General features: G+C 72.9%; 11 protein-coding genes and 1 pseudogene. 7 read left to right on the top strand and 5 right to left on the bottom strand.

Annotated elements, in window-relative coordinates; genetic code table 11:
* The first annotated feature begins 2 nt into the window (after positions 1–2).
* Positions 3–176, top strand: a complete 174-nt coding sequence (locus AC3ANR_RS16350) for a hypothetical protein (RefSeq protein ID WP_488289164.1) — start codon at positions 3–5, stop codon at positions 174–176.
* Here the strand turns inward: AC3ANR_RS16350 and ruvC are convergent.
* From ruvC to argH, 4 genes are all read right to left on the bottom strand, one after another.
* Positions 173–721, bottom strand: coding sequence for a crossover junction endodeoxyribonuclease RuvC (ruvC, locus tag AC3ANR_RS16345; RefSeq protein ID WP_488289163.1), 549 nt, complete (start codon positions 719–721; stop codon positions 173–175). The two genes, AC3ANR_RS16350 and ruvC, sit on opposite strands and share 4 nt — an antisense overlap.
* 148 nt (positions 722–869) lie before the next feature.
* Positions 870–2,738 carry a PAS domain-containing sensor histidine kinase gene (locus AC3ANR_RS16340; RefSeq protein WP_488289162.1) on the bottom strand — a complete coding sequence of 623 codons (1,869 nt, stop codon included), beginning with the start codon at positions 2,736–2,738 and terminating at the stop codon, positions 870–872.
* Between the two features lie 64 nt (positions 2,739–2,802).
* A complete protein-coding gene (locus AC3ANR_RS16335) occupies positions 2,803–3,069 on the bottom strand; it encodes a hypothetical protein (protein WP_488289161.1) in 267 nt (88 codons plus the stop codon).
* A gap of 235 nt (positions 3,070–3,304) precedes the next feature.
* Positions 3,305–4,705, bottom strand: coding sequence for an argininosuccinate lyase (argH, locus tag AC3ANR_RS16330; RefSeq protein WP_488289160.1), 1,401 nt, complete (start codon positions 4,703–4,705; stop codon positions 3,305–3,307).
* An 87-nt stretch (positions 4,706–4,792) separates the two neighbouring features.
* On the opposite strand from argH, the gene AC3ANR_RS16325 reads away from it, so the two are divergent.
* From AC3ANR_RS16325 to AC3ANR_RS16315, 3 genes are read left to right on the top strand one after another with little or no spacing between them, the layout of a single operon-like run.
* Positions 4,793–5,845: a sensor histidine kinase gene (locus tag AC3ANR_RS16325; protein ID WP_488289159.1), complete on the top strand. Its 1,053-nt coding sequence runs from the start codon at positions 4,793–4,795 to the stop codon at positions 5,843–5,845.
* 58 nt (positions 5,846–5,903) lie between these two features.
* Positions 5,904–6,644: a LytR/AlgR family response regulator transcription factor gene (locus AC3ANR_RS16320; RefSeq protein WP_488289158.1), complete on the top strand. Its 741-nt coding sequence runs from the start codon at positions 5,904–5,906 to the stop codon at positions 6,642–6,644.
* A gap of 52 nt (positions 6,645–6,696) precedes the next feature.
* The gene (locus AC3ANR_RS16315) at positions 6,697–7,875 is read left to right on the top strand and encodes an AI-2E family transporter (RefSeq protein ID WP_488289157.1); all 1,179 of its coding nucleotides are present in this window, start codon (positions 6,697–6,699) and stop codon (positions 7,873–7,875) included.
* 16 nt (positions 7,876–7,891) lie between these two features.
* Here the strand turns inward: AC3ANR_RS16315 and ppc are convergent.
* Positions 7,892–10,718: pseudogene (gene ppc, locus AC3ANR_RS16310) on the bottom strand (phosphoenolpyruvate carboxylase).
* Between the two features lie 34 nt (positions 10,719–10,752).
* On the opposite strand from ppc, the gene hemC reads away from it, so the two are divergent.
* The 3 genes from hemC to AC3ANR_RS16295 are packed head-to-tail and all read left to right on the top strand — an operon-like array spanning position 10,753 to position 13,549.
* Positions 10,753–11,694: a hydroxymethylbilane synthase gene (gene hemC, locus AC3ANR_RS16305; RefSeq protein ID WP_488289156.1), complete on the top strand. Its 942-nt coding sequence runs from the start codon at positions 10,753–10,755 to the stop codon at positions 11,692–11,694.
* An 8-nt stretch (positions 11,695–11,702) separates the two neighbouring features.
* Entirely contained in the window at positions 11,703–12,467 is a 765-nt protein-coding gene (locus AC3ANR_RS16300) for a uroporphyrinogen-III synthase (RefSeq protein WP_488289155.1), read from the top strand.
* Positions 12,464–13,549, top strand: coding sequence for a uroporphyrinogen-III C-methyltransferase (locus AC3ANR_RS16295; protein ID WP_488289154.1), 1,086 nt, complete (start codon positions 12,464–12,466; stop codon positions 13,547–13,549). Before AC3ANR_RS16300 ends, AC3ANR_RS16295 begins: the two co-directional genes overlap by 4 nt.
* The last annotated feature ends 10 nt before the right edge of the window (positions 13,550–13,559 follow it).

Below are 13,559 nucleotides of genomic sequence, written 5' to 3'. Positions count from 1 at the left end.
GCATGCTGCTGTTTCGCTGGGCCATCCTCCTGCTGCTGCTGGGCGCCGGCGTCTGCTTCGCCTTCTACGTCGGCACCCGCGACCGCCGCTACCTGCGCTGGGGCTGGACCATCCTGAAGTGGACCCTGCTCGCCGCGGGCGGGTTCTTCCTGGTCCTGATCCTCGAGCGGATCTAGTAGGTCCGCCCGCCGCCGTACATGGCGCTCGTGCGGCGCGACGTGGTGGTGGCCTGCGCAATGCGCGCCATGGACTGCCCCGCGTGCGCATGGGTGATGGCCAGGCCCAGCGCGTCCGCCGCATCCGGCCCTGGCAGCCCCGGCAGCTTCAGCAGCCGCTGCACCATGGCCTGCACTTCGCCCTTGCCCGCCTTGCCGTGCCCCGCGATCGCCCGCTTCATCTGCACGGCCGTGTACTCCGCCACCGACAGCTCGCACGCGACCAGCGCCGTGACGCAGGCGCCGCGGGCCTGCCCGAGCAGCAGGGTGGACTGCGGATTGGTGTTGACGAACACGATCTCGACCGCCGCGGCGTCGGGCCGGTAGCGCCCGCGCACTTCGGCGATGCCCTCGAACAGCACCTTCAGCCGCGCGGGCAGGTCGCCGCGCGGGACATGGCCGGTGGTGATGGTGCCGCTGGCGACGTAGGCGAGCGCATGGCCCTGCACGTCGACCACGCCGAATCCGGTGGTCTGCAGGCCGGGGTCGATGCCGAGGATGCGCATGGCTGGGCGGGAGTCTACCCGTGCAGGAGCGCCGGCCTGCTGACATGGGCGATCGACATGCGACCGGTCCCGGCCGCCGATGCAGGAACGGGCGGCCCCGGTGCGGAGCGGGCCGGGGCCCGCAGGCTGCGCGCGGGGCGGCGCGGCCTCAGCGCGCCGCGTGAATGGGCAGGCGCACGGTGAACCGGCTGCCCCGGCCGGCGCCCGCGCTGTGGGCCTCGATGCCGCCGCCGTGCAGCTCCACCAGCTTCTTCACCAGCCACAGGCCGATGCCCAGGCCGTCCTGGCCGCCGCGCGGCGAAGGGTCCTTGCTCTGGGCGAACAGGTCGAACACGTGCGGCAGCAGGGACGGCTGGATCCCCATGCCGTCGTCCACCACGTCGACCACGGCCTGCGCGCCGTCCCGGCGCGCGCGGATGCGGATGTTGCCGGGCGGGGCGGTGTACTTGGCCGCGTTGTTCACCAGGTTGCTGAACACCTGCCCGAGGCGCGTGATGTCGCCGAACACCATGACCGGCGTGTCCGGCAGGTCGAGCGTGACCGCGTGCCCGGCGGCGTCGAGCATGGGCCGGCTGGTCTCCAGCGCCTCGTCGATCGCGCGCTGCAGCGGCAGCGGCTCGCGCCGCAGTTCCAGCTTGCCGCGGCTGACGCGCGAGACGTCCAGCAGGTCGTCCACCAGGCGCACCATGTGGCGCAGCTGGCGCTCCATCATGTCGCGGGTGCGGGCGACGCCGGACGGCAGCTCGGGCGTGCGGCGCAGGATCTCCAGCCCGTTGCGGATCGGCGCGAGCGGATTGCGCAGCTCGTGCGCGAGGGTGGCGATGAATTCGTCCTTGCGGCGGTCGGCCTCGACCACGTCGGTGATGTCGGTGGACACGCCGCAGACCGCATAGACCTGCCCGGCCTCGTCGTACAGCGGAAACTTGCTCGAGCGGTAGACGATCGTCTGCCCGTTGTGGGTGATGCGCTCCTGCACCACGACCGGCTCCCCGCTGTCCAGGACGATGCGGTCGTTGGCGCGCAGCACGGCGGCCGTCTCGGGGCCGAACAGCTCGTCATCGGTGACGCCCAGGGATTCGGCCGCGCTGAAGCCGAGCTGCGCGCGCCACGCCTGGTTGGACAGCATGTAGCGCCCCTGCAGGTCCTTGGCATAGACCAGCGCGCCCGCGCCCTCGATCACCGACTCGGTCAGCCGCTGCGCGGCGCGCAGCTTGCGTTCGGCGATGCGTTCGACGGTCACGTCGCGGGCCGCGCAGAACCCGCGGTGCGGCCGCAGCTCGCCATCGCGCTCGCGGAAGGTGATCTGCAGGCGGATGTGCAGCCAGCGCACGGCGCCGTCCGGCAGCAGGGCGCGCACGTCGATCGCGAGGTGCCCGTTGCCCGCCGGGTCCATGGTGCGGGCGATCGCCTGCAGGTAGCGGTCGCGGTCGTCGGGGTGGATGCGGTCGAAGATGGCCTGGCGCGGCACCGTCATCGGCCCGTCGCCGAGTTCCAGCAGGCGCGCGAGCTCGGCCGAGATGTGGTTGAGGTTGGTGTCGTAGTCGATCTCGGCCATCACCAGCCCGGCGGCCTGGATGCCCATCTCCAGCTGCAGCCGGCTCGCGTCGCGGCGCGCCTCCTCCATCCGGCGCGCGGTGACGTCGCGGGCGATCCCCAGCAGGCCGACCAGGCGGCCCTGGGCGTCGCGCAGCGGCATCTTGCGGGTCAGCCAGTAGCGCACGCTGCCGTCGCGAAGCGGGACCGGCTCCTCCTGCTCGTGCGCCTCGCCCGAGGCGAGCACCGCGCGGTCGTTCTCCATCAGCAGGCGCGCGGCGGGCTTGTCGGCCAGGAAGTCGGCGTCGGTGTGGCCCAGCACCTGCTCCGCCGTGCATCCGACGGCCGCCAGGGTCGCCGGGTTCGCGAACTGGTACCGGCCCTCCAGGTCCTTGGCGAAGATCGCGTCGTCCGTGGCTTGCGCGATGGCGGTGGCCAGCAGGCCGGGCTGCTCGAACAGGCGCGAGGAACTTCGGGCATCCATGGCCCGCATTTTCGCGCCCCCTCGCGGCGCGGCGAGCTCAGCCGCGCATTGCGGCGCGGCAGCCTCAGTAGCCGAAGGCGCCGGCACCGACCCCCACGCCATCGGTGGACGCCATGGCCGGCGCCGGCGCGGGGGCGCTGGCCGTCTGGCCCGAGGCCGGATCGGAGGTTGGGGCCGGGGCGGGCGCGGGCCCGGCCGCCACGGGTGCCGGGGCGGCCGCCGCCGGCGCGGTCGCCGCCATGTCGCCTCCGCCGCCGCCGCAGGCGCTGAGCCACATGGCCGCCAGCAGCACGGGAATGCGCGCGTCCAGGCGCACGTTCGAAGCATCCATCGTCGTCTCCACCGGCGGAATCCGCGCACGACCAGGCGGCGGCGCGCCACCCGCCGGAGCGGCACGCGCGCCGGGCGGCGCGCTGCTCGCGTGCTCGCCTGCGTACGGGGATGAACGACCGGGGGGCCCGGTCTATTCCGTCCGGCCGCTGGCCGGCTGCGATGTCACGCGCGGCCGGGCAGGCCGGTGCGCGGCCGTGCGGGTGCCGTCGGGTGCCGCGCGGGGGGGGGGCGCTTCAGCGCCGGGCCGGCAGCGCGGCGCGGTGGCGCGCGATCTCGGCCCGCACGCGCTCGGGCGCCGTGCCGCCCGCCACCTTGCGGGCGTGCAGCGAGCCATGCAGCGACAGCACGTCATAGACGTCGGCGTCGATCGAGGCATGGAAGCCGCGCAGCGTCTCGAGCGGCAGCTCGGACAGGTCGCAGCCCTGCTGCTGCGCCGCTTTCACCGCATGGGCGACGATCTCGTGCGCGTCGCGGAAGGGCAGGCCCTTCTTGACCAGGTAGTCGGCCAGGTCGGTGGCCGTGGCGAAGCCGCGGCGCGCGGCCGCTTCCATCGCCTCGCGGTTGACCGTGATGCCGGGCATCATTTCCGCGAAGATGCGCAGCGTGTCCTTGAGCGTGTCGACCGTGTCGAACAGCGGCTCCTTGTCTTCCTGGTTGTCCTTGTTGTAGGCCAGCGGCTGGCCCTTCATCAGCGTGACCAGGCCCATGAGGTGGCCCACCACGCGGCCGGTCTTGCCGCGCGCCAGTTCCGGCACGTCGGGGTTCTTCTTCTGCGGCATGATCGACGAGCCGGTGGTGAACCGGTCGGCGATGCGGATGAAGCCGAAGTTCTGGCTCATCCAGATCACCAGTTCCTCCGACAGCCGGCTGATGTGCACCATGGCCAGCGTGGCCGCGGCGCTGAACTCGATGGCGAAGTCGCGGTCGCTCACCGCGTCCAGCGAGTTGTGGCACAGGCCCTCCATGCCCAGCGCGTCGGCCACCGCCTGCCGGTCCAGCGGGTAGCTGGTGCCGGCGAGCGCGGCCGCGCCCAGCGGCAGCCGGTTGACGCGCCGGCGCGCGTCGGCCAGCCGCTCCGCGTCGCGGCCGAACATCTCCACGTAGGCCAGCATGTGGTGGCCGAAGCTCACGGGCTGCGCCACCTGCAGGTGGGTGAAGCCGGGCAGGATGACGTCCACGTTCTTCTCGGCCAGCTCCAGCAGCGCGTGCTGCAGCTGCACCAGCAGGCCGGAGATCGCGTCGATCTCGTCGCGCAGCCACAGCCGCACGTCGGTGGCGACCTGGTCGTTGCGGCTGCGGCCGGTGTGCAGGCGCTTGCCGGCATCGCCCACCAGCTGCGTGAGGCGCGCCTCGATGTTCAGGTGCACGTCCTCCAGGTCCAGCTTCCACTCGAAGCGGCCGGACTCGATCTCCTGCGTGATCTGGGCCATGCCGCGCTGGATGTCGGCCAGGTCCTGGGCCGAGACGATCCCCTGGCGGGCCAGCATGGCGGCGTGGGCGAGCGAGCCCTGGATGTCGGCGCGCCACAGGCGCTGGTCGAAGCCGACGCTGGCGGTGTAGCGCTTGACCAGGTCGCTCATGGGCTCGGAAAAGAGCGCCGACCAGGCCTGGGACTTGTGTTCGAGTTGCGACATAGGGAGCCGGGACGGGCCCGGTCTGGTTGCCCCGGGGGTGGCGGGGTGGAAGAGTTCACCAATAATCGGGCGAGCGCGACCGAACCGATGGACGACTCCCAAATTTTATCGGCCTTCACCGAGCTGTCGCCCGAGTCCCGGGCGGCGGCCGCCTTGCGCCGCCGCCCCCCGCCGCCCCTGTTCGACGCCTGCCACGTGGGCGTCGTGCTGCGGGCGGTGCTGTGCGTCGAGGCGCTGGTGGCCGTGGGCGGCCTGTTCGTCGCCGCCGGCTGGCGCGACTGGCTGCTGCAGTCGGCCCTGCTCAGCGCCGCCGCGCTGCCGGCCACGCTGGCCTGGCTGCTGGTGGCGTGCGCCTGCAAGCGGCCGCTGGCGCGGCTGCCCGGGCCGGCGCAGCAGGCCTTCGGCATCGCCATGGGCGCGGTGGCCGGGCTGGGCGGCTGCGCGTTGCTGGCGCTCTTGCGGCCGGTGGCCGACGCGCTGCCCTGGGTGGCGTCCGCCCTGGCGGGCGCCCTGGTCGCCGCGGCGCTGGTGGCGGCGCTGGTGCTGCGGGCCAAGGGGCGCATGCCGGCCGAGACCGCCGCCCGCCTGTCGGAGCTGCAGGCCCGCATCCGGCCGCATTTCCTCTTCAACACCCTGAACACGGCGATCGCGCTGGTGCGCGAGGACCCCGCCCGCGCCGAACTGGTGCTGGAGGACCTGAGCGACCTGTTCCGGCACGCGCTGGCCGACCAGGGCGAGGCCGCCACGCTGGAGCAGGAGGTGGCGCTGGCCCGCAGCTACCTCGAGATCGAGCAGGTGCGCTTCGGCGACCGCCTGCAGGTGGAATGGGCGATCGACCCGGCCGCGGGCGCCGCCAGGGTGCCCCCGCTGCTGCTGCAGCCGCTGGTGGAGAATGCGGTCAAGCACGGGGTGGAGCCGAGCGCCACCGGGGCGCAGGTGAAGGTGAGCACCCAGCGGCGCGGCGGCGTGGTCGTCATCAAGGTGACCAACACCGTGCCGGCCGGCCAGGGCAGGCCGGGGCACGGGATCGCGCAGGACAACGTGCGCGAGCGCCTGCGGCTGTTGCACGACGTGCAGGCGCAGTTCCGCACGGCGCTGAAGGACGGGGTGTACCAGGTCAGGATGGAGGTGCCGGCGTGACGCGCCGGTGGACGACGGTCGAGAGGAGAGCCGCGCAAGCGGAGGAGGTCTGCCTGTGATGGACAGCCTGCATGTTCTGGTGGTCGACGACGAACCGCTCGCGCGGGCGCGCATGCGCACGCTGCTGGCGGATTGCCAGTCCCCGGCGGTGGCCGTGGGCGCCGAGGCCGGCAATGCCATCGAGGCGATGGAGGCGCTGCGGCGCGGCAGCTTCGATGCGGTGCTGCTGGACGTGCACATGCCCGGCGCCGATGGGCTCGCGCTCGCGCAGGCCTTGCGCGGCATGCCGCGCGAGCCCGCCGTCGTGTTCGTCACCGCGCACGCGGAGCATGCGGTCGCCGCGTTCGAGCTGGAGGCCGTGGACTACCTGACCAAGCCGGTGCGCCTGGAGCGCCTGCAGGTCGCCCTGCAGAAGGTCGAGCGGGTGCTCGCGGCGCGCCGCGGCGCCGCCGAGGACCCGCCCGAGACGCTGGTGATCCAGGACCGTGGCAGAACAGAGCGCGTGCCGCTGTCGGAGGTTCTCTATTTCAAGGCCGAATTGAAGTACATCACCGTCCGCACCTCGGCCAGAAGCTATATCCTTGACGCATCGCTCAGCGATCTCGAGGAGCGCCACGCCGCGCAGTTCCTGCGGATCCACCGCAATGCGCTGGTGGCCCGGCGCGCGGTGCGCGCCCTCGAGAAGCACGACGACCCCGAAGAGGGCGAAGGATGGGCGGTGCGGCTCACCGGCATCGATGAGCTGCTGGCGGTTTCGAGGCGGCAGCTCACCGCGGTGCGGGAGGCGCTGACGCGGTGAGGGAGGTTCATGGGGGACTCGGGCAAGTGTGCGTGTGCGAGAGAACATCCCCATGAATGAAGAGCAGCAGGTCCAGCAGGTTCTCGAGGCGGTGCCCCCGCCCGGGGACGTCGATCCCCAGGCGCCGCCGCAAGCCGTGGTGCACACCACGGCCGATCCCCGCAGCATGGGGCTGATCGTGCTGTCCACGCTGGCCATCCTGGCCATCCTGAAGTGGGCCAGCGCCTTCTTCATCCCGCTCATGCTCGGCTTCGTCTTCTACTACGCGCTGGCGCCGATCGTGGAGGGCATGGCGCGCTTGCGCGTACCGCGCGCGCTCGGCGCCGCCGTGCTGATCCTGGGCATCCTGGCCGGCAGCGGCGCCACGCTGTACTCGATGGCCGACGATGCCAACGAACTCATCAATTCGCTGCCCAACGCCGCCCAGCGCCTGCGCGCCGCGGTGCAACAGAGCATGGGCCGCAAGGCGACGCCGCTGGACACGGTGCAGAAGGCGGCCGCCGAACTGGAGAAGACCACCCAGGCGGTCAAGCAGCCGTCCACGCCCAGCGGCGTGCAGCGGGTGGTGGTCGAGAAGCCGGCGTTCGACCTGCGCGACCACCTGTGGTCGGGCACCGTGGGCCTGGCGAGCCTGATCGGGCAGATCACGGTGGTGACGTTCCTGACCTACTTCCTGCTGCTGTCGGGCGACACCTTCCGGCGCAAGCTGGTGAAGGTCACGGGGCAGACCCTGTCGGAGAAGAAGCTCACCGTGCAGGCGCTGGACGAGATCAACGTGCAGATCCAGCGCTACCTGCTGGTCAACCTGCTGGTCAGCGTGGCCGAAGGCATCCTCATCACGCTGGTCTTCGCCTGGATGGGCATCAAGCACGCGGTGGTGTGGGGCGTGCTGGCGGGCATCCTGAACCTGGTGCCCTATGTCGGCTCGGCGCTGTTCATCGTCGCCGCCACGCTGGCGGCGTTCGTGCAGACGGGCGAGATGGAAAAGGCGCTCATGATCGCGGGCCTGACCATCGTCATCAACACCATCAAGGGCAACCTGCTGCTGCCCTGGCTGACCAGCAAGGCCAGCCGCATGAACGCCGTGTCGGTGTTCATCGGCGTGCTGTTCTGGGGCTGGCTGTGGGGCGTGTGGGGCCTGCTGCTGGGCATCCCGATCATGATGGTGATCAAGGCCGTGTGCGACCGCGTCGACCAGCTCAAGCCGGTGGGCGAGCTGCTGGGCACGTAGCGCCCGCGCAAGGCGCCTACCCGGTGTTGCGCAGCCCCGCCGCGATGCCGTTGATCGCCATGTGGATGCCGCGCTGCACGCGTTCGTCATCCTGGCCCGCGCGGTGGCGCCGCACCAGCTCCACCTGCAGGTGGTGCAGCGGGTCGATGTACGGGAAGCGGTAGCGAATCGAGCGCTGCAGCGCCGGGTTGCCCGCCAGCCGCGTGCGCTCGCCGGTGATCTGCTGCAGCGCGTCGGTCGTGCGGTGCCACTCGGCGTCGATGGCCGCGAAGATCCGCTTGCGCAGGCGGGCGTCGGCCACCAGGCCAGCATAGCGGGACGCCAGCGCCAGGTCGCTCTTGGCCAGCACCATGTCCATGTTGGACAGCAGCGCGCGCAGGAACGGCCACTGGCGGTGCATCTTCTGCAGCAGCGCCAGGCTGTCCTTCCTCGGCCGCGACGGGTCGTCCAGGAACGCCTGCACCGCGGAGCCGAACCCGTACCAGCCGTTGAGCGTGGCACGGCTCTGGCCCCAGCTGAAGCTCCAGGGGATGGCCCGCAGGTCCTCGATGCGCTGGCCGGCCTTGCGCGACGCCGGCCGCGAGCCGATGTTCAGCTCGGCGATCTCGCGGATCGGCGTGGCGCCGAAGAAGAAGTCGGCGAAGCCGGGCGTCTCGTACACCAGCGCGCGGTAGGCGGCCATGCTGGCCTGCGACAGCGCCTCGGCGGCGGCCAGGAACTCGCGCGGCGCCGGCTTGGTGGGCTGCAGCAGCGTCGCCTCCAGCGTCGCGGCCACCAGGGTCTCGAGGTTGCGGCGCCCGATCTCCGGGTTGGCGTACTTGGAGCCGATCACCTCGCCCTGTTCGGTGAGGCGGATCTGGCCGCGCACGGTGCCGGGCGGCTGCGCCAGGATCGCCTGGTAGCTGGGTCCGCCGCCGCGGCCGACCGTGCCGCCGCGGCCGTGGAACATGCGCAGGCGGATGCGATGCGGCCTCAGGGTCCCGGCGGCGCCCGCGGCCAGCTGGTCGAACAGTTCCACCAGCGCGATGCCCGCGCGGTACAGCTCCCAGTTGCTGGTGAAGATGCCGCCGTCCTTGTTGCTGTCGCTGTAGCCGAGCATCACGTCCTGCTCGCCGCCGGAGCGCTCCACCAGGGCCGCGATGCCGGGCAGGGCATAGAACTCGCGCATGATCGGCGCGGCGTTGCGCAGGTCCTCGATGGTCTCGAACAGGGGCACCACGATCAGGTCGGCCACGCCGTCCTGGTCCAGCGTGCCCCGCAGCAGGCCCACCTCCTTCTGCAGCAGCAGGACCTCCAGCAGGTCGCTCACCGTCTCGGTGTGGCTGATGATGTAGTGCCGCACGGCCTCGGCGCCGAGGCGCGCGCATGCGCAGCGCGGCCTCGAACACGCCCAGCTCGCGCGTGGCGAGCGCCGAATAGGCGTGGCCCACCACGCGCAGCGGCCGGGCGTCCGCCAGCAGCCGCAGCAGCAGGGCGCGCCGCGCCTGCTCGGGCAACGCGGCGTAGCCGTCCTCGATCCGCGCCACCGCCAGCAGTTCGGCGACGACGGCCTCGTGCTGGTCGGAACTCTGGCGCAGGTCCATGCTGGCCAGGTGGAAGCCGAACACCTCCACCGCGCGGATCAGCGGCTGCAGCCGGTTGGCCGCGAGCGCCACCGAATGGCACGCGAGCAGCGACGCGCGGATGGTGCACAGGTCGGCGTGGAATTCGGCCGCGGCGCGGTACGGGTTCTGCGGCGGCAGCAGGTGCCGCGCGGCGTCGCCGCCCGTGGCGTCCTTCAGCGTGGCGGCCAGCCGCGCGTACATGGCCGCCAGCGCCCGCCGGTACGGCTCGTCCTGCCGGTGCTCGTCGTGGTCGGGCGAGCGGTCGGCCAGCGCCTGCATCTCCGGCGTGACGGCCACCAGCAGCGTGGAGACGGACAGCTCGCGCCCGAGGTGGTGCACCTCGGTGAGGTAGTGGCGCAGGGCGACCTCGCACTGGCGGCGCAGCGCCTGCTCCAGCGTGCGGGCATCCACGTTCGGGTTGCCGTCGCGGTCGCCGCCGATCCACATGCCCATGCGCAGGAAGCTGGCCACGGCGTGCTGGCCCAGTTCGCGCTCCAGGCCGGCGTACAGCTTCGGGATCTCGCGCAGGAACGTCGCCTCGTAGTACGACAGCGCGTTCTCGATCTCGTCCTCCACCGTGAGCTTGGAAAAGCGCAGCAGGCGGGTCTGCCACAGCTGCATCACGCGGGCACGGATCTGCGCCTCGTTGGCGGCCAGCTCGCGCGGGGCCAGGGCGTCCTTGGGCAGGGCGCGGGCGCGGATCTCGTCGCGCTGCGCCAGCAGCTCCGCGATCTCGCGTTCGGCGTCGAGGATGGACTTGCGCTGCACCTCGGTCGGGTGCGCCGTCAGCACCGGCGAGACATAGCTTTGCGCCAGCGTCTGCGCCACGGTGCGCGGGCTGATGCCCGCCCACCGCAGGCGGGCGAGCGCCACCTCGATGCTGCCTTCCTGGGTGTCCCCCGCGCGTTCGTGCACGAGGCGGCGGCGGATGTGGTGGCGGTCCTCGGCCAGGTTGGCCAGGTGGCTGAAGTAGGTGAACGCGCGGATCACGCTCACCGCCTGGTCGGCGCTCAGCGCCTTGAGCAGGGTCTTGAGCGCGCGGTCGGCCTCCTGGTCGGCGTCGCGCCGGAAGGCGACCGAGAGCTTGCGCACGCGCTCGACCAGCTCGAAGGCCGCCACGCCTTCCTGCTCGCGGATCACGTCGCCCAGGATGCGGCCCAGCATCCGGATGTCCTCCACCAGGGGTCGCTCGTTGTCTCGCGCTCGCCGGGCCGGCGTGGCCGGCGGTGGTGGGGTCATGGAGGTCTCGCTGCTCAATTTTTCGGCAGGGCGGATGCTAGCATCGACCCTCGCAACCACGCAGGTCCAAAGCTTGAGCAAGATCGTCATCGCCACCCGGGAAAGCCGCCTCGCACTCTGGCAGGCCGAACATGTCCAGGCCCTGCTCGCCGAGCGCGGGCACGAGGTCTCGCTGCTGGGCATGACCACGCGCGGCGACCAGATCCTCGACCGCAGCCTCAGCAAGGTCGGCGGCAAGGGCCTGTTCGTCAAGGAACTCGAGGTCGCGCTGGAGGAAGGGCGCGCCGACCTGGCCGTGCATTCGCTCAAGGACGTGCCGATGGACCTGCCGGAGGGCTTCCGGCTCGCCTGCGTCATGGAACGCGAGGATCCGCGCGACGCGCTCGTGTCGCCCCGCCACGCCTCGCTGGACGCGCTGCCGCAAGGCGCGGTGGTGGGCACCTCCAGCCTGCGCCGCGTGGTCCTGCTGCGCGCCCTGCGGCCCGACCTGCGCATCGAGCCGCTGCGCGGCAACCTGGACACGCGGCTGCGCAAGCTCGACGAGGGCCAGTACGACGCGATCGTGCTCGCCGCGGCGGGGCTCAAGCGGCTGGGCCTGGCCGATCGCATCCGCGAGGTGTTCGACGCCGACCGCATGCTGCCCGCCGCGGGGCAGGGCGCCCTGGGCATCGAGATCCGCACCAGCCGCGACGACCTGGCGCAGGCGCTGGCGCCGATGGCCCACCAGACCACCTGGCTCGCCGTCGCGGCCGAGCGCGCCGTCAGCCGCGCCCTGGGGGGCAGCTGCTCGATGCCGCTGGCCGCGCACGCCACGCTGGACGGCGAAGTGCTGCGGCTGCACGGCGCATGGGGCGACCCGGACGGGGCCGCCCCGCTCGTGCGCGCCCAGGCGAGCGGCACCGTGGCGAGCCTGGACGACGCGGCGGCGCTGGGCAACGAGGTCGCGGCGCGCCTGCGCGCCGGCGGCGCGCACTGAAGGCGCGGATGCGGGTGGTGCTGACCCGCCCGGCGCAGGAGGCGGCCCGCTGGGCCGAAACGCTGCGTGCGCGTGGACACGACCCCATCGTGCTGCCGCTGATCGACATTGCCCCCGCACCGCTCACGCCACCGTTGGCTGCCGCCTGGCGCGACCTGGCGGGCTACCAGGCGGTGATGTTCGTGAGCGCGAACGCCGTGCAAGGCTTTCGCGCCGCGGCGCCGTCCGACTCCTGGCCGCCGGGCACGCAGGCCTGGGCGACCGGCCCCGGGACCGTGCAGGCCCTGCGCGCCGCCGGCGTGCCGCCGGCGCAGATCGCCGCACCGGCCGCGGACGCGGCGCAGTTCGATTCCGAGGCGCTGTGGTCCGTCGTCGGCCCCGCGGTGCGGCGCGGCTGGCGTGTGCTGCTGGTGCGTGGCGCCGGCGCGGATGGGCAGCCGGCGGGCCGCGACTGGCTCGCGCGCGAGCTGGCGCAGGCCGGCGCCCGCGTCGACACGGTCGTTGCCTACGTGCGCCGCCCGCCCGCATGGACGCAGGAGGAACTCGCGCTCGCCCGGGCCGCCGTCGGCGAGGGCGCGGCCTGGCTGTTCAGCAGCTCGGAAGCCATCGCCAACCTGCGGCAGCTGGTGCCCGGCGCCGACTGGTCCGGCGCCCGCGCGGTGGCGACCCACGAGCGGATCGCGTACGCCGCGCGCGAGGCCGGATTCCCTGTTGTTTGCCTGTCACGACCGGACATGGACGCGGTGGTGCGCGCCCTAGAATCGTTCGGATGAGTGCAGAGCCCGCCCGCGATCCGGATCCCGCGCCGCCCGTCCCCGCACTCGAGGCCGCCCCCCTTGCCGCCGAGGCGGCCCCGGCCGCTGCGCGGCGCGGCCTGTCCGGCCCCATGGCCTTCCGGCTCCTCGTCCTCGTGGCCCTGCTGGCCCTGGGCTCGAGCGTGCTGCTGTGGCAGAAGCTCACGACCATCCAGGAGCAGCTGGCGCGGCAGAGCGCCGATGCCGGCAGCAACGCCGTCGAGGCGCGCGCCATGGCGCGCCAGGCGCAGGAGCTCGCCCGCGACCTGGCCGCGCGCCAGGCCGTCACCGACACGCGCGTGAGCGAGGTCGCGCTGCAGCGCGCCCAGCTCGAGGAGCTGATGCAGAGCCTGTCGCGCTCGCGCGACGAGAACATGGTGGTGGACATCGAGTCGGGCCTGCGCCTCGCCCAGCAGCAGGCCCAGCTGACGCTCAGCGCCGAGCCGCTGCTGGCCGCCCTGCGCACAGCCGACCAGCGCCTGGCCCGCTCGGGCGAGCCGCGCATGGCGCGCATCCGCACCGCCATCGGCCGCGACAGCGACCGCATCAAGTCGGCCGCGGTGGCGGACGTGCCCGGCGTGCTGCTGCGGCTGGACGAGGTCGCGCGCCAGGTGGACGAGCTGCCGCTGGCCAACGCCGTCGGACCGCAGGCGCTGCGTTCCGCGCCGCGCGCCGAGGCCGCGGGCGGCAAGCCGCTGCCGTGGTGGCGGCAATGGCTGCTGGCCGTGCAGGACGAGGCGCGCTCGCTGCTGCGCGTGAGCCGCATCGACCAGCCCGAGGCGGTGCTGGTGGCCCCCGAGCAGGCTTTCTTCCTGCGCGAGAACCTGAAGCTGCGCCTGATGAACGCGCGGCTGGCGCTGCTCGCCCGCCAGCCGGAGTCGGCCCGCGCCGACCTGGCCACGGCGGCCGCGGCGCTGGGCAAGTACTTCGACACCGGCTCGCGGCGCACGCAGGCCGTGGCCGGCGCGCTGCAGCAGATGCAGGCGCAGTTGCGCGTGGTGGAGCTGCCGCGCATCGACGAGACCCTGGCCGCGCTCGCCACCGCGGCCGCGGGACGCTGAGGACCGCCGG

It is taken from the genome of Ramlibacter sp. JJN2-2R (assembly GCF_057747835.1).
This window is presented reverse-complemented; position numbering and strand designations above follow the sequence as displayed.